Origin of the sequence: Streptomyces antarcticus (genome assembly GCF_026627255.1) — a bacterium.
Classification (GTDB): domain Bacteria; phylum Actinomycetota; class Actinomycetes; order Streptomycetales; family Streptomycetaceae; genus Streptomyces; species Streptomyces antarcticus.
In genome coordinates, this window is record NZ_JAPNLM010000001.1 from 265,474 (window position 1) to 282,129 (window position 16,656).

The 16,656-nt window shown below is 72.0% G+C and carries 16 protein-coding genes; 2 read left to right on the forward strand and 14 right to left on the reverse strand.

Features of this window, described 5'->3' with window-relative positions; translation table 11 throughout:
* Window positions 1-15: 15 nt before the first annotated feature.
* The 4 genes from OTB16_RS01200 to OTB16_RS01215 form a co-directional block, all read right to left on the reverse strand.
* Window positions 16-999 carry a methionine synthase gene (locus tag OTB16_RS01200; protein WP_267717704.1) on the reverse strand — a complete coding sequence of 328 codons (984 nt, stop codon included), beginning with the start codon at window positions 997-999 and terminating at the stop codon, window positions 16-18.
* Entirely contained in the window at window positions 996-1,685 is a 690-nt protein-coding gene (locus tag OTB16_RS01205) for an SDR family oxidoreductase (RefSeq protein WP_267717705.1), read from the reverse strand. The genes OTB16_RS01200 and OTB16_RS01205 overlap by 4 nt, the downstream gene beginning before the upstream one ends.
* Window positions 1,686-1,779: 94 nt before the next feature.
* Window positions 1,780-2,124 (reverse strand): DUF1330 domain-containing protein, encoded by a 345-nt coding sequence (locus OTB16_RS01210; protein WP_267717706.1) that lies wholly within the window; start codon window positions 2,122-2,124, stop codon window positions 1,780-1,782.
* 89 nt (window positions 2,125-2,213) lie between these two features.
* Window positions 2,214-3,200, reverse strand: a complete 987-nt coding sequence (locus tag OTB16_RS01215) for a GlxA family transcriptional regulator (protein ID WP_267717707.1) — start codon at window positions 3,198-3,200, stop codon at window positions 2,214-2,216.
* Window positions 3,201-3,314: 114 nt separating this feature from the next.
* Between OTB16_RS01215 and OTB16_RS01220 the strand changes: the two genes are divergently transcribed.
* Window positions 3,315-4,238 carry an NADP-dependent oxidoreductase gene (locus OTB16_RS01220; protein ID WP_267717709.1) on the forward strand — a complete coding sequence of 308 codons (924 nt, stop codon included), beginning with the start codon at window positions 3,315-3,317 and terminating at the stop codon, window positions 4,236-4,238.
* 10 nt (window positions 4,239-4,248) lie between these two features.
* On the opposite strand, the gene mnmA is transcribed toward OTB16_RS01220, so the two are convergent.
* Window positions 4,249-5,382 carry a tRNA 2-thiouridine(34) synthase MnmA gene (mnmA, locus tag OTB16_RS01225; protein WP_267717710.1) on the reverse strand — a complete coding sequence of 378 codons (1,134 nt, stop codon included), beginning with the start codon at window positions 5,380-5,382 and terminating at the stop codon, window positions 4,249-4,251.
* 68 nt (window positions 5,383-5,450) lie between these two features.
* Between mnmA and OTB16_RS01230 the strand changes: the two genes are divergently transcribed.
* The gene (locus OTB16_RS01230) at window positions 5,451-6,125 is read left to right on the forward strand and encodes an N-acetylmuramoyl-L-alanine amidase (RefSeq protein ID WP_267717711.1); all 675 of its coding nucleotides are present in this window, start codon (window positions 5,451-5,453) and stop codon (window positions 6,123-6,125) included.
* Here OTB16_RS01230 and OTB16_RS01235 read toward each other — a convergent pair.
* The 9 genes from OTB16_RS01235 to OTB16_RS01275 all read right to left on the reverse strand — a co-directional run bounded on the left by OTB16_RS01235 (window position 6,118) and on the right by OTB16_RS01275 (window position 16,641).
* Window positions 6,118-7,281: a cysteine desulfurase family protein gene (locus OTB16_RS01235; protein ID WP_267717712.1), complete on the reverse strand. Its 1,164-nt coding sequence runs from the start codon at window positions 7,279-7,281 to the stop codon at window positions 6,118-6,120. The two genes, OTB16_RS01230 and OTB16_RS01235, sit on opposite strands and share 8 nt — an antisense overlap.
* 186 nt (window positions 7,282-7,467) lie before the next feature.
* Window positions 7,468-8,325: a thioesterase family protein gene (locus tag OTB16_RS01240; RefSeq protein ID WP_267717713.1), complete on the reverse strand. Its 858-nt coding sequence runs from the start codon at window positions 8,323-8,325 to the stop codon at window positions 7,468-7,470.
* Window positions 8,326-8,372: 47 nt separating this feature from the next.
* Entirely contained in the window at window positions 8,373-9,029 is a 657-nt protein-coding gene (locus OTB16_RS01245) for a trimeric intracellular cation channel family protein (RefSeq protein WP_267717714.1), read from the reverse strand.
* A 255-nt stretch (window positions 9,030-9,284) separates the two neighbouring features.
* The gene (locus tag OTB16_RS01250) at window positions 9,285-10,379 is read right to left on the reverse strand and encodes an ABC transporter ATP-binding protein (RefSeq protein WP_267718362.1); all 1,095 of its coding nucleotides are present in this window, start codon (window positions 10,377-10,379) and stop codon (window positions 9,285-9,287) included.
* Between the two features lie 14 nt (window positions 10,380-10,393).
* Window positions 10,394-11,485 (reverse strand): ABC transporter ATP-binding protein, encoded by a 1,092-nt coding sequence (locus OTB16_RS01255; protein WP_267717715.1) that lies wholly within the window; start codon window positions 11,483-11,485, stop codon window positions 10,394-10,396.
* A complete protein-coding gene (locus tag OTB16_RS01260) occupies window positions 11,482-12,480 on the reverse strand; it encodes an ABC transporter permease (RefSeq protein WP_267717716.1) in 999 nt (332 codons plus the stop codon). The genes OTB16_RS01255 and OTB16_RS01260 overlap by 4 nt, the downstream gene beginning before the upstream one ends.
* 131 nt (window positions 12,481-12,611) lie before the next feature.
* A complete protein-coding gene (locus tag OTB16_RS01265; RefSeq protein WP_267717717.1) occupies window positions 12,612-14,387 on the reverse strand; it encodes an ABC transporter substrate-binding protein in 1,776 nt (591 codons plus the stop codon).
* A 75-nt stretch (window positions 14,388-14,462) separates the two neighbouring features.
* Window positions 14,463-15,458 carry an ABC transporter permease gene (locus OTB16_RS01270; protein WP_267717718.1) on the reverse strand — a complete coding sequence of 332 codons (996 nt, stop codon included), beginning with the start codon at window positions 15,456-15,458 and terminating at the stop codon, window positions 14,463-14,465.
* A gap of 442 nt (window positions 15,459-15,900) precedes the next feature.
* Window positions 15,901-16,641, reverse strand: coding sequence for an enhanced serine sensitivity protein SseB C-terminal domain-containing protein (locus tag OTB16_RS01275; protein ID WP_267717719.1), 741 nt, complete (start codon window positions 16,639-16,641; stop codon window positions 15,901-15,903).
* Window positions 16,642-16,656 lie beyond the last annotated feature (15 nt).

Here is a 16,656-nt window from a genome sequence, read left to right on the forward strand (position 1 = left end):
GGCCCGTCCCGACCGTCACTCAGGGTTGTCGGCGAGCGACCTCGCCGCTCTGACGCAATGCGCCTGCGCCGCGCGGGCGTAGGCGGGCGACGCGCCCGCCAGTCCGCACGACGGGGTGACCACGACGGACTCCGCCAGAGTCCCCGGGGCCAGTCCCAGCCTGCGCCAGAGCTTCCTGACACCCATGACGCTACCGCCCGGGTCCGACAACGGGCCGTCGGTCCCGGGCACCACTCCGGCGAAGAGTTTCGTACCGTCCTCGACGGCCTCCCCGATGGCGTCGTCCTCGCGCTCGGTGAGCAAGGAGAAATCGAACGACACACCCGTGACGCCGGCCCGCCGAAGCAGGGCGAAGGGGACTTCGGGCGCGCAGGAGTGCACGACGACCTCGCCGTCGTGGACGGCGACGAGGTCGCGCAGCGCGCCCTCGACGACCTGCCGGTCGACGGCGCGGTAGGTGCGGTAACCGCTCGCGGAGCGGACCCGGCCGAGCAGTACGGCGGTCAGGGAGGGCTCGTCGAGCTGGAGGACGATCTCGGCGCCGGGGATCCGCTTGCGCACGTCCGCCAGGTGCTCGCGCAGGCCCTCGGCGAGGGATCCGGCCAGGTCGCGGCAGGCCCCGGGGTCCTGCAGGACGGCTTCGCCGCCGTGCAGCTCCAGGGCCGCGGCGAGCGTCCAGGGCCCGACGGCCTGGACCTTGAGCCGGCCCTGGTAGCCCTGGGTGAACTCCTCCAGGGCGTCGAGGTCCTCGCCGAGCCAGGACCGGGCGCGCCGGCTGTCGCGGCCGGGCCGGTCGCAGATCCGCCAGCCGCTCGGCTCGACGTGCGCGTACATGTCGACGAGCAGCCCCAGCGAGCGGCCGATCATGTCGGCGCCGGGGCCGCGGGCGGGCAGCTCGGCGAGGTACGGGAAGTCCTCGAAGGAGCCCGTGACGGTCCTGGCGGCCTCGCGGGCGTCCCCGCCGGGCAGCGAGCCGACTCCGGTGGCGCCCGCGCTCATCGGCCGGGCCTGACGGTCAGGTCGTTGACCTCGGCGTCGCGGGGCAGGTCGATGGCCATGACGATGGTGGTGGCCACGGACGCGGGGTCGATCCAGGCGGCGGGGTCGTAGTCCTTGCCCTCCTGGGAGTGCACCTTGGCCTGCATGGGGCTTGCGGTGCGGCCCGGGTAGACGGAGGTGACGCGGATGCCGTTCGGCCGCTCCTCGTCGCGCAGGGAGTCGGCCAGGGCCTTCAGGCCGTGCTTGGAGGCGGCGTACGCGCTCCAGTCGGCGTGCGCGCGCAGTCCGGCGCCGGAGTTCACGAAGACGATGTCCGCGCGGGAGGCCCGCAGGGTCGGCAGCAGCAGCCGGGTGACCTCGGCGGGGGCGATGAGGTTCACGTTGAGCTGCTGGTGCCAGGTCTTGGGGCGCAGGTCGCCGACGGGGCCGAGGTCGACGATCCCGGCGATGTGCAGCAGCGAGTCGATCCGCTCCGGGATCGCCTGCTTGGAGAACGCCCACGAGAGCCGGTCGGGGTCGGCGAGGTCGCCGACGAGGGCCGCGGACCCCGGGTAGCGGTCGACGAGCTGGCGGGCCCGGCCGGCGTCCCGGGCGAGGAGGACGAGGTCGTCGCCGCGGGCGTGCAGGCGGGCCGCGACGGCGGCGCCGATGCCGGATCCGGCACCGGTGATCAGGTGAGTAGCCATGGTGCCCATGCTCGCACCCCGGCCGGGGGCTCCGGTGCAGGTGACCGGGCCCCCGCGACGTGTGCCCGTGCGGCGGCGGCCCCGGCCGGCCGGGTCAGAGCCCCGCGGCTTCGCGCAGCCCGGCGGCCGTCTTTGCCGCGTCGTAGTCGGCCGGGACGCCCTCGACCAGGATGACCTCGCCCGGGACGTGGTCGGTGCGCAGCGGGATGATCGCCTGGTAGGCGTCGGAGGCGTACCAGGCGCGGGCCCGCTCCAGGTCGGGGAAGCCGACCACGACGACCGTGCCGGGGAAGGGGCCCTCCAGGACCTCGACCTCGCGGCCGTGGACGAGGAAGCGGCCGCCGAAGGGGTCCATGGTGGCCTGGATCGCCTCGATGTAGCGCAGGACGTCCTCGTTCACGGTCTCGGGTCGTATGTGGGCGATGGCGTACGCGGTCATGGCGGTCTCCCCTGTCGGACGGATGCCCGTTGCCGGGCCGGTTCCCCGATCCTGTCAGCGGCCCGGCGGGGGGTCGATGACCCGAGGGGTCATGCCGGTGCGGCGGCGGCCGCCGGGTCGTGCGGCTGGAAGGTGCGGCGGTAGGCGATCGGGGAGATGCCGAGGGCCGACCGCATGTGCTGGCGCAGGGAGTTGGCGGAGCCGAAGCCCGCGCGGTGGGCGACCAGGTCCACGGGCAGGTCGCTGGCCTCCAGCAAGTGGCGGGCTATGTCGAGGCGTTGGGCGGTGAGCCACTGCACCGGGGTCATGCCGACCTCGTCGCGGAACCGGCGGGTGAAGGTGCGCAGGCTCATCCGGGCGTGGGCGGCCAGCTCGGCCAGCGTGACGGGCTCGGCGAGGCGTTCCAGGGCCCAGGCGCGGGTGGCGGTGGTGGTGGCGACGGTCGGCTCGGGGACGGGCCGGTCGATGTACTGGGCCTGCCCGCCGTCGCGCCAGGGCGGTACGACGCACAGCCGGGCGGCCCGGTTGGCGACGGCGGTGCCGTGGTCCTGGCGGACGAGGTAGAGGCAGAGGTCGACGCCCGCGGCCACTCCGGCGGAGGTGAGGATGTCGCCGTCGTCGACGAAGAGGACCTCCTCGTCGAGCCGGACGCGGGGGAAGGCCCGCTGGAACTCGGGGGCGTGCAGCCAGTGGGTGGTGGCGGGCCGGCCGTCGAGCAGCCCGGCCGCGGCGAGCACGTACGAGCCGGTGCAGATGGACACCAGCCGGGTGCCGGGCCGGATCGCGGCGAGGGCCGCGGTCAGGGCGGGCGGCAGGGGGGCGCCCTGGGCGAGGTCGTCCATGGCGTGCGTGGGCGGGATGATCACGGTGTCGGCGGCGGCGAGCGCCTCCGGGCCGGCCGAGACGCCGACCGTGAAGCCCGCGTCGCTGGCGACGGGGAGGCCGTCGGCGGTGCAGACGGTGACCTCGTAGAGCGGGCCGCCGGCCTCGTCCTGGGCGTTGCCGAAGACTCGGGAGGGCATCCCGAGCTCGAACGGGGGGACGCCTTCGAGGGCCAGTACGGCAATACGGTGCATGGCCAGATCCTGTCACATGGTGGCCGTACGGTCAGCACTACGCGGGCCATGGAGCCGCGAAGCTGGGGTCATCGGCCGGGGAAACCGGTACGGACCACCAGCAAGGAGACATTCATGCGCGCCGTCGTCGTCAGCAAGTGGGGCGGACCCGAGGTCCTCGTCGAGACGCAGGCCGAGCGCCCGGAGCCCGGCATGGGCGAGGTCCTCGTACGGGTCCACGCCGCCGGGGTGAACCCGGTCGACTGGAAGACCCGCGAGAGCGGCGCCCTGATCCCCTGGGGGCCCGTGCCCGCCGTGGGCTGGGACGTGTCGGGCACCGTCGAGGCCGTCGGTCCGGGCGTGACCCTGTACCGGGCGGGCGACGAGGTGTATGGGATGCCCCGCTTCCCGCAGCAGGCCGGCGCCTACGCCGAGTACGTGACCGCCCCGGCCCGGCACTTCGCCCGCAAGCCCGCCTCGCTGGACCACGTACAGGCGGCGGCGCTGCCGCTGGCCGCGCTGACCGCCTGGCAGGCGCTGGTGGACACCGCCGGAGTCACGGCCGGGCAGCGCGTGCTGGTCCACGCGGCGGCCGGCGGGGTCGGCCACCTGGCCGTGCAGATCGCCAAGGCCCGGGGCGCGTACGTGATCGGCACCGCGAGCGCCGCCAAGCACGGCCTGCTGCGCGAGCTGGGCGCGGACGAGGTGATCGACTACCGCACCACCGACTTCGAGGACGTCGTCTCCGACGTGGACGTCGTCATCGACGCGGTCGGCGGGGACCACGGCCGGCGCTCTCTGAAGGTGCTGAAGCCGGGCGGCCACCTGGTGACCCTGCCGGGCCCCGACGGCGTCCCGGACGGCGCCGAGGACGTACACGCCGTGTGGCTCCTCGTGGAGCCGGACCTGAAGGGCCTCCAGGAGATCGCCGCCCTGGCGGACCGGGGCCTGCTGAAGCCGCTGATCGAAGCGGTCCTGCCGCTGGAGCAGGCCGCGAAGGCCCACGAGCTCGGCGAGCTCGGCCGGACCACCGGCAAGATCGTCCTGACGGTGGCCTGACCCGCCGGCGCTACACGGCCGCGGCCGCGGCCCGCGTGGTCGTCGCGATGGTGGCGGAGCCGACCACGCGGGTGCCGTCGTAGAGCACGATCGCCTGGCCCGGGGCCACACCGCGGACCGGCTCGGTGAAGGACACGCGCAGCTCGCCGTCCACGAGCTCGGCGAAGACCTCGGTCTCGCCGCCGTGGGCGCGCAGCTGCGCGGTGTACGTACCGGGGGCGGCGGCCGCAGCGCCGCACCAGCGGGGGCGGATCGCGGTGAGGGCGGTGACGTCGAGGGCCTCTACGGGGCCGACGGTGACGGTGTTGTTCACCGGGGAGATGTCGAGGACGTAGCGCGGCTTGCCGTCGGCGGCCGGGTGCCCGATGCGCAGGCCCTTGCGCTGGCCGATGGTGAAGCCGAAGGCTCCCTCGTGGGTGCCGACCTTCTCACCGGTCTCGTCGACGATGTCGCCCTCGGCCTTGCCGAGGCGGCCCGCGAGGAAGCCCTGGGTGTCGCCGTCGGCGATGAAGCAGATGTCGTGGCTGTCGGGCTTCTTCGCGACGGCCAGGCCGCGCTCCTCGGCCTCGGCCCGGATCTCCTCCTTGGTGGTGAGGGTGTCACCGAGCGGGAAGAGGGCGTGGGCGAGCTGCTTCTCGTCGAGCACGCCGAGGACGTACGACTGGTCCTTGGCCATGTCGGAGGCGCGGTGCAGCTCGCGGGAGCCGTCCGCGTTCAGCACGACGGTGGCGTAGTGGCCGGTGCAGACGGCGTCGAAGCCGAGGGCGAGGGCCTTGTCGAGCAGCGCGGCGAACTTGATCTTCTCGTTGCAGCGCAGGCAGGGGTTCGGGGTGCGCCCGGCCTCGTACTCGGAGATGAAGTCCTCGACGACATCCTCGCGGAAGCGCTCGGCGAGGTCCCAGACGTAGAACGGGATGCCGATGACGTCGGCGGCGCGGCGGGCGTCGCGGGAGTCCTCGATGGTGCAGCAGCCGCGGGCTCCGGTGCGGAAGGACTGCGGGTTCGCGGAGAGCGCGAGGTGGACGCCGGTCACGTCGTGCCCGGCTTCGACCGCGCGGGCGGCGGCGACGGCGGAGTCCACGCCGCCGGACATGGCGGCCAGGACGCGGAGGGGGCGGGCGGTGCGCGGCAGGTTCTCAGTCATAGCACCGTCCAGGGTACGGGGAACCGCAAGGGGTCACAGCGCGTTATCGGGGTCAGGGGGTGGATCACATGGTGCGTGAGGGCGCGAAGGACGGAAAGGCCGCGGGGAGACCGCGGCGGACCCGCAGGGCGGTGCTGCTCGGGGGGCTCGGGGTCGTCGCCGCGGCGGCGGTCGTCGGCCGGGACGAGCTGGGCCGTGCCTGGTGGCTGATGCCGGGGGTGTCCAAGCCGCGCAAGGAGGGCGAGATCGACCACACGGGGGCGGGCTGGACGGCGGCCTCCCCGGCGAACTGGCGGCTCGCCGACCGGCCGGACGACTACCGCGTGGACCGGATTGTCGTGCATGTCACACAGGGCGGCTTCGGATCCTCGGTGGATGCGTTCAAGAACCCGTGGCACAAGGCGTCGGCGCACTACATAGTGCGCCAGGACGGCCATGTCGAGCAGATGGTGCGGGAGTTGGACGTCGCCTTCCACGCGGGCAACCGGTCGATGAACGAGCGGAGCGTCGGCATCGAGCACGTGGGCTTCGTGGACCGCCCGCAGGACTTCACCGACTCGATGTACGCGGCCTCGGCCGTGCTGGCGGCGGGCATCTGCCGGCGCTACGGCATACCGGCGGACCGCACCCACATCGTCGGGCACTCCGAGGTGCCGGGCGCCGACCACACGGACCCGGGTCGCCACTGGGACTGGGACCGGTACGTCCGCCTGGTCGGCGAGGCCCTGCGCGCCGCTAGCTGAGCCCCGCCGTGCGGGCGCGGTCGACCGCCGGGCCGATGGCCGCGGCGACGGCGGCGACGTCCTCCCTCGTGGAGGTGTGGCCCAGGGAGAAGCGCAGGGTGCCGCGGGCCAGCAGCGGGTCGGTGCCGGTGGCCAGCAGGACGTGGCTGGGCTGGGCGACCCCGGCGGTGCAGGCGGAGCCGGTGGAGCACTCGATGCCCTGGGCGTCGAGCAGGAGCAGCAGGGAGTCCCCCTCGCAGCCGGGGAAGCTGAAGTGGGCGTTGGCCGGGAGGCGGCCCTCGGGGTCGCCGCCGAGGACGGCGTCGGGGACGGCGGCCAGCACGGCGGAGACGAGTTCGTCGCGCAGGGCGCCGATCTCGGCGGCGAACCGTTCGCGCCGTTCGGCGGCGAGGACCGCGGCTACCGCGAAGGCGGCGATGGCGGGTACGTCGAGGGTGCCGGAGCGCACGTGCCGTTCCTGGCCGCCGCCGTGCAGGACGGGCACCGGGGTCTGGTCGCGGCCGAGCAGCAGGGCGCCGATCCCGTAGGGGCCGCCGATCTTGTGGCCGCTGACGGTCATGGCGGCCAGGCCGCTGTCGGCGAAGCGGACGTCGAGCTGACCGAAGGCCTGGACGGCGTCGGAGTGGAGCGGGATGCCGTGCCCGGCGGCGACGTCGGCCAGTTCGCGGACCGGCATGACGGTGCCGATCTCGTTGTTGGCCCACATGACGGTGGCGAGCGCCACGTCGTCGGGGTCGCGCTCGACGGCCTCCCGGAAGGCCTCGGGGTGGACGCGCCCGTGGTGGTCCACGGGCAGGTACTCCACCCGCGCGCCCTCGTGCTCGGCGAGCCAGTGCACGGCGTCGAGGACCGCGTGGTGCTCGACGGGGCTGGTCAGGACCCGGGTCCGGGCGGGGTCGGCGTCGCGGCGGGCCCAGTAGAGGCCCTTGACGGCGAGGTTGTCGGCCTCGGTCCCGCCGGCGGTGAAGACCACCTCGCTCGGGCGGGCGCCGATCGCCTCGGCGAAGGCCTCGCGGGCCTCCTCGACGGTACGGCGGGCCCGGCGGCCGGCGGCGTGGAGGGAGGAGGCGTTCCCCGTGGCGGCGAACTGCGCGGCCATCGCCGCGGCGGCCTCCGGCAGCATCGGGGTGGTGGCGGCGTGGTCGAGGTAGGCCATGATCCCCCGATTCTACGAGTCCCCCGGGCCCCGGATCTCCAGCGGGACTCCCCCGGGCCGCCCCGGGCCGGACACCGCCCCGGACGCACGACGGGGCGGGGGTCCGGCCACCGGGCGAAGCAGGCGGGCCCGGCCGGGACGGGCGGCACGGGCGGGACCCGCCGGAACGGCCGGGACCCGCCGGGATCAGGCCTGGCGCGGTGCGCGGGCCAGCTGGCGGGACTGGGCCACGAGGCGGTCCGCGGAGTCCCAGACCTCGGCGTCCTCCTCCAGGAAGCCGCCGGCCAGGTTGCGCGTGGTGATGGCGACCCGCAGCGGGCCCGGCGCCGGGCGGCGGCGGACGTGGGTGGTCAGCTCCACGGTCGGGGTCCAGCCGATCAGGCCGAGGTCGAAGGAGGTGGGCGGCAGGGCGTCCACCGCCAGCAGCATGGAGAGCGGATCGGCGTCGCGGCCGTCGGCCAGCTCGAACCAGGCCCGCATCTCGCCCTTACCGGAGGGCGCGCCGACGGCCCATCCGGCGGTGGCCGGGTCCAGCCGCAGCCGGAGCCGGTCGACGATCGCGGAGCTGCCGGGGATGGGGGCCGGGCCGGCCTCGGCGCCGAGGCAGTCCTCGTACGCGGGCATGGCGGGCGGGCGGGCCGTGGTCCGCACGTCGTCCGGGAGCGCGGAGAGGTCGCCGTAGGAGGCGAGGACGCGGATGCGCTCGACCTCGGCGCCGTTCTCGTCGTACTGGAACAGCGAGGCCTGTCCCGTGGAGAGGGTGCGGCCGATCCGGACGACCTGGGTGCGGATCACGGCGGGCCCGGGCACGGAGGAGGTCAGGTAGTGCGCGGAGACCGTGAAGGGGTCCGGGTGCGGCAGGGTGGCCGACAGGGCCCGGCCGACCAGGGCCAGCAGGTATCCGCCGTTGACGGCGGTGATGATCGTCCAGCCGGCGGAGAGTTCCGCGTCGTACACCCCGGCCTCGCCCGCGCGGGCGGTGATGGTGGTGTCGCGGTCGAACTCGCTGTCGCCGATGGAGGCCTGGGCAGCTGCGTGTGACATGGAACCGACGGTACACCGGAGATCTACTAAGCGGTAGCTTATTTTTGTTACGGCTCTTCGGCCACCGAGGAACGGCGGTTCCAGGCCAGGGGCGCGCGCAGGTGGTACCGGATGGCGAGGAGCCGCAGGACGAAGGTGGTGACGATCGCCAGGCCCGTGGTGATCGCGTTCAGGGTGTCGAGGGCGATGAAGACGGCGACCATCGAGGCGCCGACCATGGCCGGGACGGCGTACATCTCGCGGTCCCGCAGCAGCGAGGGCACCTCGTTGACGAGCACGTCGCGCAGGACTCCCCCGCCGACGGCCGTGGCCAGCCCGAGCGCGGCGGACGCGGTGAGGCCCAGCCCGTACTCGTACGCCTTGGTCGTGCCCGTCACGCAGAACAGCGCGAGGCCGGCGGCGTCGAAGACGTTGATGGCCCGGTTGATCCGCTGGACCTCGGGGTGCAGGAAGAAGACGAGCGCGGCGGCGATCAGCGGCGTGACGAAGAAGCTGAGCTCGCCGAAGGCTGCGGGCGGGACGGCCCCGATGACGAGGTCGCGGAAGAGGCCGCCGCCGAGCGCGGTGACCAGGGCGAGGACGGCGATGCCGAAGACGTCGAAGTTCTTGCGTACGGCGAGGAGCGCCCCGGCCGTGGCGAAGACGAAGATGCCCGCGAGGTCCAGCGCGTGCTGGACGCCGGGCGGGAAGAGATCGTGGAGCACCGGGACATTGTCGCCTGCGGCGGGCCCGCCGCACGCCCCGGACCGGGTGACGCCGCACCCGTCCGCTGCGCCGGGGCCGACGGCGGCCGGACGGCGGGAGGAGCGGGCCCGGACGACGCGAGGAGCGGGGCCCGGGCGGCCCGGGGCTCTCGGAGCCGTCGCCCGGAGGCGGCCCGCCACGCGCGGGCGGGGCTTGCGGCCCGGCACACGCGGGCGGGGCTGGAGGTCCTCCAGCCCCGCGCGTGTTTTCGGCCGCTACTCCGAAACCGTGGACACCGCGTCGGCCGCGCCCGGCAGGGGCTGGTCGCCCGGCACCTGGTCGGGGGCGTTCTCCGGGTGGTGGCAGGCCACTTGGTGCCCCGTCTTGAGCGCCAGCAGCGGCGGCTCCTGCGTGGTGCAGACCTGCGTGGCCTTCCAGCACCGCGTGTGGAAGCGGCAGCCGCTCGGCGGCGAGATCGGCGACGGCACGTCGCCCTTGAGCAGGATGCGGCCGCTCGCGGCGCCGCGCCGGCGCGGGTCCGGCACGGGCACGGCCGACATGAGCGCCGTGGTGTAGGGGTGCATCGGGGCCCCGTACAGCGCCTTGTTGTCCGCCAGCTCGACGATCTTGCCCAGGTACATCACCGCGATGCGGTCCGACACGTGCCGGATGACCGAGAGGTCGTGGGCGATGATCACGTACGTGAGGCCGAGCTCCTGCTGGAGGTCGTCCAGCAGGTTGACCACCTGGGCCTGGATGGACACGTCCAGCGCAGAGACCGGCTCGTCCGCGACGACAAGCTTCGGATTGAGGGCCAGCGCCCGCGCGATGCCGATGCGCTGGCGCTGGCCGCCCGAGAACTCGTGCGGGTACCGGTTGTAGTGCTCGGGGTTGAGGCCGACCAGCGACAGCAGCCGCTGCACCTCGGGCTTGATCCCGCCCTCGGGCATGACGTTCTGGAGCTTGAACGGCGCGCTGACGATGGTGCCCACCGTGTGCCGGGGGTTCAGCGAGCCGTACGGGTCCTGGAAGATCATCTGGATGTCGCGGCGCAGCGGCCGCATGCCCGCCACGCCGAGGTGCGTGATGTCCTTGCCCTCGAACTCGACGGTGCCGCCGGTGGGCTCCAGCAGCCGCGTGATCAGCCGGCCCATGGTGGACTTGCCGCACCCGGACTCGCCGACGATGCCGAGGGTCTCACCGCGCCGGACGTCGAAGTCGATGCCGTCGACGGCCTTGACCGCGCCGGCCTGGCGCCGCAGCAGCCCCTTGGTGATGGGGAAGTGCTTGGTCAGGCCGGAGACCTTGAGCAGCACCTCGGGCGAGTCGGTGGCCTGCCGGGGGATGACGGCCGTGTCCGTCTTCTTCATGTCGGGGGTCTCGGTCACAGCTTCGGCGCAATCTCTTCGGTCCAGATCCGGGTCCGCTGCTCGTGCGTCATGTGGCAGGCGGACCAGTGGCGGGTGCCGTCCTCCGTGAGCTCGGGCCGGACCGTACGCGTCACGTTGTCCTTGGGGACGTCGGCGTACGGGCAGCGCGGGTTGAAGGCGCAGCCGCTCGGGATGTTGATGAGGCTCGGCGGCGAGCCCTTGACCGGGATGAGGCGCTCGGTCTGCTCGCGGTCGATCCGCGGCATCGAGCCCAGCAGGCCCCAGGTGTAGGGGTGGCGGGGCTCGTAGAAGACCTTCTCGGCCGTGCCCCGCTCGACGCAGCGGCCGCCGTACATGACCAGGAGTTCGTCGGCCATCTCGGCGACCACGCCCAGGTCGTGCGTGATCATGATGACCGCGGAGCCGAACTCCTTCTGGAGGTCCCGGATCAGGTCGAGGATCTGGGCCTGGACGGTGACGTCCAGGGCGGTCGTCGGCTCGTCCGCGATGAGCAGCTCGGGGTTGTTGACCAGTGCCATCGCGATCATCGCGCGCTGGCGCATGCCGCCCGAGAACTCGTGCGGGTAGCTGTCGACGCGCTTGTGCGGCTCGGGGATGCCGACGCGGTCCAGGAGGTCGACGGCCCGCTTGCGGGCGGCCTTCTTGTCGACCTTGTTGTGGACGCGGTACGCCTCGGCGATCTGCTTGCCGATGGTGAAGTACGGGTGCATCGCGGACAGCGGGTCCTGGAAGATCATCGCGATCTCCCGGCCGCGCAGCTTGCGCACCTCGTCCTCTTCCGCGGTGAGCAGCTCCTTGCCGTTCAGCCAGATCTCGCCGGAGATCCGGGCCCGCTGGCGGCCGTACTGGCCGACGCGGTGCAGGCCCATGATGCCGAGCGAGGTGACCGACTTGCCGGAGCCGGACTCGCCCACGATGCCGAGGGTCTTGCCCTTCTCCAGCGTGAAGGAGAGCCCGTCGACCGACTTGACCAGGCCGTCCTCGGTCGGGAAGTGCACCTTGAGGTCGCGGACCTCCAGGAAGGCGGTGGGGGCCGTCCCGACGACGGGCTGGCCCAGGACTCCGGTCTTGGTCAGATCGGTCATGACAGCCTCACTCGAGGGTCGATCACCGCGTACATGAGGTCAACGATGAGGTTCGCCGCGACGACGAAGAAGGCGGAGATCAGGGTGATGCCCAGGATGACCGGCAGGTCGTGCTCGCTGATCGCGCGGACCGCGCTGTAGCCGAGGCCGTGCAGCGAGAACGTGTACTCGGTCAGCACCGCGCCGCCCATCAGGGCGCCGAGGTCCAGGCCGAGGACGGTCAGGATGGGCGTCATCGTCGACCGCATCGCGTGCTTCCCGATGACGACGGGTTCCGTCAGGCCCTTGGCGCGGGCGGTGCGGATGTAGTCCTCGTTGAGGACTTCCAGCATCGTCGCGCGGGTGAGCCGGGCGTACATCGCCGCGTAGAGGAAGGCGAGGGAGACCCACGGGAGGATCATCCCGTTGAACCACTTGGCCGGATCGTCGGCGAACGTGGCCTCGGGGCGCCCGAACCAGCCGAGCTGGTCGGAGAACAGGGCGATGGCGAGCATGCCCGTGAAGTAGATGGGGAGCGAGACGCCGGCCAGCGCGATGCCCATGGCCGAGCGGTCCAGGACCGTACCGCGCTTGAGGGCGGAGATGACGCCGGTGGCGACACCGCCGATGACCCAGAGCACGACGGCGCCGGCGGCGAGCGAGAGGGTGACCGGCAGCCAGTCGGTCAGCAGCGGCCAGACCTCCTGCTCGGTCTTGAAGGAGTATCCGAAGCAGGGCGCGGCGCAGTGCGTGACGTCGGAGCCGTTGGCGTACGTGCGACCCGCCACCAGCCCGACGACGAACTTGCCGAACTGGACGAGGATCGGGTCGTCGAGACCCATCTTCTGCCGGATGCCCTCGATGGCGGCGGGGTCGGACTGCTTGCCGACGAAGTACAGCGCCGGATCCGTCCCGATCATCTTCGGGAAGAGGAAGAAGATTCCGAAGGTCACCAGCGTGATGACCAACAGCATGACGATGACGGCGAAGAACCGCCGGATGAGATATGCAAGCACTGCGCTCGGCCTGGCCGCTGCCCGGGGGCGCCCTCTTCTGGAGAGCGCCCCCGCGCCGCGGCCGCGGCCATCACCTGCCCTTCGTGCCTAGCGGGTGTGGCACTGGAACACTGGAACGGACTGACGGATGGTTACTTCACGACGCCGAGCGACGCGTAGTCGTAGCGGCCGTTGTAGGCGTCGGAGGTGTAGGCGTTCGTCAGCCGGGTGCTGCGCCAGGTGATCGTCTTGTCGTAGACGAAGGGCAGGTAGACCGCGGCCTCGGAGACCTTCTGGTTCATCTGCTTGTAGATGTCGCCGGCCTTGGCCGGGTCGGTCTCCGCGATGGCGTCGTCGAACAGCTTGTTGACCGCCGGGTCGTTCAGCTCGGAGAAGTTGTTGTTGCCGCTCTGCAGGATGAAGCGGCCGTCGACCAGCGGCTGGGAGAAGCCCTGACCGGTCGGGAAGTCGGCGCCCCAGCCCATGATGATGATGCCGTAGCCCTTCTCCTTGACGACCTTCGGCGAACCGATGATGCCGGAGGTCTGGGCGCCGTCGAACTGGTCGACGTCGGCCTCGATGCCGACCTGCTTCAGGGCGTTCTGCAGCGAGACGGCCGTGGCGACCTCGACCGGCTTGTTGTTGCGGACCGCGATGGTGGTTTTGAAGCCTTCCGGCTTGCCGCAGGCCGCGAGGGCCGCCTTGGCCTTCTCGACGTTCGGCTTGCCGTCGTTCTTCAGGACCTCGTACGGGTCGTACTTGCCGTCGGCGCCCTTGATGCCCAGCGGCAGCATGTTGGGGGCGATGTCACCACCGGCCTGCGGGCCGCCGCGGGCGGTCTGCAGGGACTTCTTGTCGGCGGCGTGGATGACGGCCTTGCGGCACTCGATGTTGTCGAACGGCGCGACGGTCTGCGGGAAGACGGCGTACCGGATGAAGCCGGTCTGGCCGTTGTCCAGGTTGCCCTTGTGGTCCTTCAGCGCGGTGGCGCGGGCCGCCTGGCCGATGCCGGTCGCGTTGATGTCGAGGTCGAACTCGCCGTTCATCAGGCGCTTGTCCATGTCGTCCGCGTTCGCCATGAACGTGACCGAGATGGTGTCCGGGAGCGCCTTGCGGATGGTGTCCGACTCGGGCTTGTAGTTCGTGTTCCGCGAGAGCTTCATGCTCTTGTTGGGCTCGTACGAGTCGATCTTGTACGGGCCGTTCGAGAAGGGCTTCAGGCCGTACTTGGCCGCGGTGTCCTTCTCCTGCTTGACCGGGCTCGCCGCCGGCATCGCCAGCATCTGCTCGAAGTCACCGTTGGGCACGGGGAGCTTGAAGATGATGGTCTTCGCGTCCGGGGTCTCGATCGCCTTGAGGCCGAGCTTGTCCGGGGCGGTGTCCTTGTACGGGCCCGGGTACTCGGTCTTCGGGTCGAGGACCTGCATCAGGTAGACCGGGCCGCCGGAGATGACGTCCTGGGCCCAGGTGCGCTCGATGCCGTACTTCACGTCCTGGGCGGTGACGGGCGTGCCGTCCTCCCAGGTCACGTTGTCCTTGAGGGTGTACTTGTAGGTCTTGCCGCCGTCGCTGATCTCGGCCTTCGCGGTGGCGAGGTCGGGCTCCAGCGCGGTGCTCTGCTCGCCCGGGGCCGCCTTGTAGCTGATCAGCTGGCGGGCGTAGTAGCGGGAGAAGTCCCACATGAAGCCGTAGTAGCCGCGCTGCGGGTCCCACGAGTCGGCTTCCTGGGTGCCGACGAACTTGAGCTCGCCGCCCTTCTTGTCGGACGCGTTGGCGATCTTGCCGATGCCCGAGTTGAAGCCGGCGCCGCCGGCGGACTTGTCGTCCGTCTTCTCGTTACCGCCACAGGCGGTCGCGGTCAGCATGACCGCGAGCACGACGGCCGTGCCAGTGGCAAGCCTGCGCTTCGACGTGCGATGGGTAGTCACGATGCTCGCAACCCTCCGTTTGTAGTTCCGGTATGCGTACGGCTCGAAGCCGGTTCCTGGTTTGCCCTGCGGTGGCTAGCGGGAGCCCTTCGGGTCGAGGGCGTCGCGGACGCCGTCGCCGAAGAGGTTGAAGGCCAGCACGGTGATGAAGATCGCCACACCGGGGAAGATCATGAAGAGCGGATCGTCCTCGTAGGTCCGCACGGCCGTGGAGAGGGTCTCTCCCCAGGACGGCGTGGGCGGCTTGACGCCGACTCCGAGGAAGCTGAGGGCCGCCTCGGTCAGCACGTTGGTGGGGATCATCAGCGTCGAGTAGACGGTGATGGGCGCCACCAGGTTCGGAAGCAGTTCGCGGAAGAGGATGTACATGCGGCCCGCGCCGAGGCTGCGCGCCGCTTCGACGTACTCCCGTTCGCGCAGCGACAGGGTCTGCCCGCGGACGATGCGGCCGATGTACGGCCACCCGAAGAAGCCGATGACCAGCACCAGCACCGCGATGCGCAGGCCCGACCCCTCGAAGCCCCACAGCTTGCTGGGGATGACGGAGATCAGCGCGATGATGAACAGCAGCTGCGGGAAGGCCAGCAGCAGGTCCATGACGCGGCTGACGGCCGCGTCGACCCAGCCGCCGAAGTAGCCCGCGATGATGCCGAAGAAGGTGCCCAGCCCGACCGCCACGAAGGCGGACAGGAAGGCGACCAGCAGCGAGATCCGGGCGCCGTAGACGATGCGGCTGAAGACGTCGCGGCCGTTGACCGGCTCGACGCCCAGCAGGAAGTCCCCGCTCATGCCGCCCCAGTCGCCGGCCGGCAGGCCGAGCAGCGGGTCCAGCATGTCCTCGTGGAGCTCCTCCGGCGGGTGCCCGAGGAGCCCCACGATCAGCGGCGCGAAGAGTGCGACGAGGATCAGCAGGAGCACGACGACACCGCCGGCCAGGGCGACCTTGTCACGCTTGAGGCGGATCCACGCGATCTTCCACGGAGAGCGCCCCTCGATCGCCTTCTGCGGGACTTCGGGGGCGGCCACGGCCGCGGGCCCGGCCGCGCTGGTGTCGTGCAGTGGTGCCGTCATCGTGGTGGGGACCCCTCTCGGCCGACGGTGGCCGGCCCATGCCCGCCGCTGTGGCGGCTTGGTTCTATCGGCGTCGCTGATGGTGCGATCGGCACGAAATGCGCCTGAAGTGCACGTGAAGAGCTGGTGCTTGCTGGATTGACCGGCCTTCGGTGGGGGGAGTCTTCAACGGCGTCTGAGCCGCCCGCCAGACCTGCCGGGGATGTGATGCGCAACCGTGATCTGCGCCTACACCTTCCGTTATCCGAACCGCGCGGACTGTTCAGCGGTGAAAGACCGCCCGTTAGGCGCGGAACGGACATCCGGGCCAACTGCCACTTAGGGCAGCCTTCTTGGGCGGATTCGACGTGAAATGCGAAAGGCCGCACCGGCGGGCTCCGGTGCGGCCTTCGAGACGGATGTCTCAGTATGCGGATGTCTCGGGGAGCGGTCGGGCTCCGGCTCAGTACGCCGGCCCCTGCCCCTCCCGGTCGTAGAACGGCCGGGTCTGCGCGCGCAGCCACATGGCCACCGGGTCGTGCTCGTCCGCCAGCGCGACGGTGCACACCGGGACGCCCTCGGGGACCGCGCCGACCGACTGGCGCATCATCTCCCGTACGGATTCCAGCGCGGGCGCCGAGGCGTCGTACAGGTCGAGCCCGACCGCGAGGTACGGCGAGCCGAGCGCGGGCTGCACCCAGGCGCGGCGCAGCGACCGCACGGCGGGCGTGCGGTGGGCGTGCCGGGTCAGCAGTCCGTAGAACTGCGGGAGCTCGATGGCGGGCTCGGACAGCCGCAGCGGCCCGGCCGGCATCCGGTCCAGGCCGGTGGCGATCCGGCGCAGGTCGGCCCAGGGCACGCCGAGGCCGCCGCCCGCGGCGTGCGGGTTGAGCCACAGCCCCCAGCGGTCCGGGTACAGGGAGCGGGCGATGTCCCGGCCCGTGACGACCTCGTAGCCCCGGTTCCAGCCGCTGGCGGCCAGCTCCTGGGGGGAGGTCACGCAGGGCGCGTAGCCGAGGCCCTCCACCTCCATGCCGCCGTACTGGGCGTCCGGCGATCCCGGCTGCCCCTGCCAGAGCAGCATCCACAGCCGCCCCTCGGCGAGGGCGTGCAGCAGTGACTCGTAGCTCTCATAGCGCCCGGGAGTCACCTGGCGCAGCATGTGCTCGACCTGCCCGGCCGCGGCCGTGCCTGACGCACTCACCCGGTACCCCTCTTC

Bases quoted from the DNA above. Each gene is read 5' to 3' on its own strand.
- OTB16_RS01200 (WP_267717704.1), bottom strand. From the start codon at position 999: ATGAGCGCGGGCGCCACCGGAGTCGGCTCGCTGCCCGGCGGGGACGCC.
- OTB16_RS01205 (WP_267717705.1), bottom strand. From the start codon at position 1,685: ATGGCTACTCACCTGATCACCGGTGCCGGATCCGGCATCGGCGCCGCC.
- OTB16_RS01210 (WP_267717706.1), bottom strand. From the start codon at position 2,124: ATGACCGCGTACGCCATCGCCCACATACGACCCGAGACCGTGAACGAG.
- OTB16_RS01215 (WP_267717707.1), bottom strand. From the start codon at position 3,200: ATGCACCGTATTGCCGTACTGGCCCTCGAAGGCGTCCCCCCGTTCGAG.
- OTB16_RS01220 (WP_267717709.1), top strand. From the start codon at position 3,315: ATGCGCGCCGTCGTCGTCAGCAAGTGGGGCGGACCCGAGGTCCTCGTC.
- mnmA (WP_267717710.1), bottom strand. From the start codon at position 5,382: ATGACTGAGAACCTGCCGCGCACCGCCCGCCCCCTCCGCGTCCTGGCC.
- OTB16_RS01230 (WP_267717711.1), top strand. From the start codon at position 5,451: ATGGTGCGTGAGGGCGCGAAGGACGGAAAGGCCGCGGGGAGACCGCGG.
- OTB16_RS01235 (WP_267717712.1), bottom strand. From the start codon at position 7,281: ATGGCCTACCTCGACCACGCCGCCACCACCCCGATGCTGCCGGAGGCC.
- OTB16_RS01240 (WP_267717713.1), bottom strand. From the start codon at position 8,325: ATGTCACACGCAGCTGCCCAGGCCTCCATCGGCGACAGCGAGTTCGAC.
- OTB16_RS01250 (WP_267718362.1), bottom strand. From the start codon at position 10,379: ATGAAGAAGACGGACACGGCCGTCATCCCCCGGCAGGCCACCGACTCG.
- OTB16_RS01255 (WP_267717715.1), bottom strand. From the start codon at position 11,485: ATGACCGATCTGACCAAGACCGGAGTCCTGGGCCAGCCCGTCGTCGGG.
- OTB16_RS01270 (WP_267717718.1), bottom strand. From the start codon at position 15,458: ATGACGGCACCACTGCACGACACCAGCGCGGCCGGGCCCGCGGCCGTG.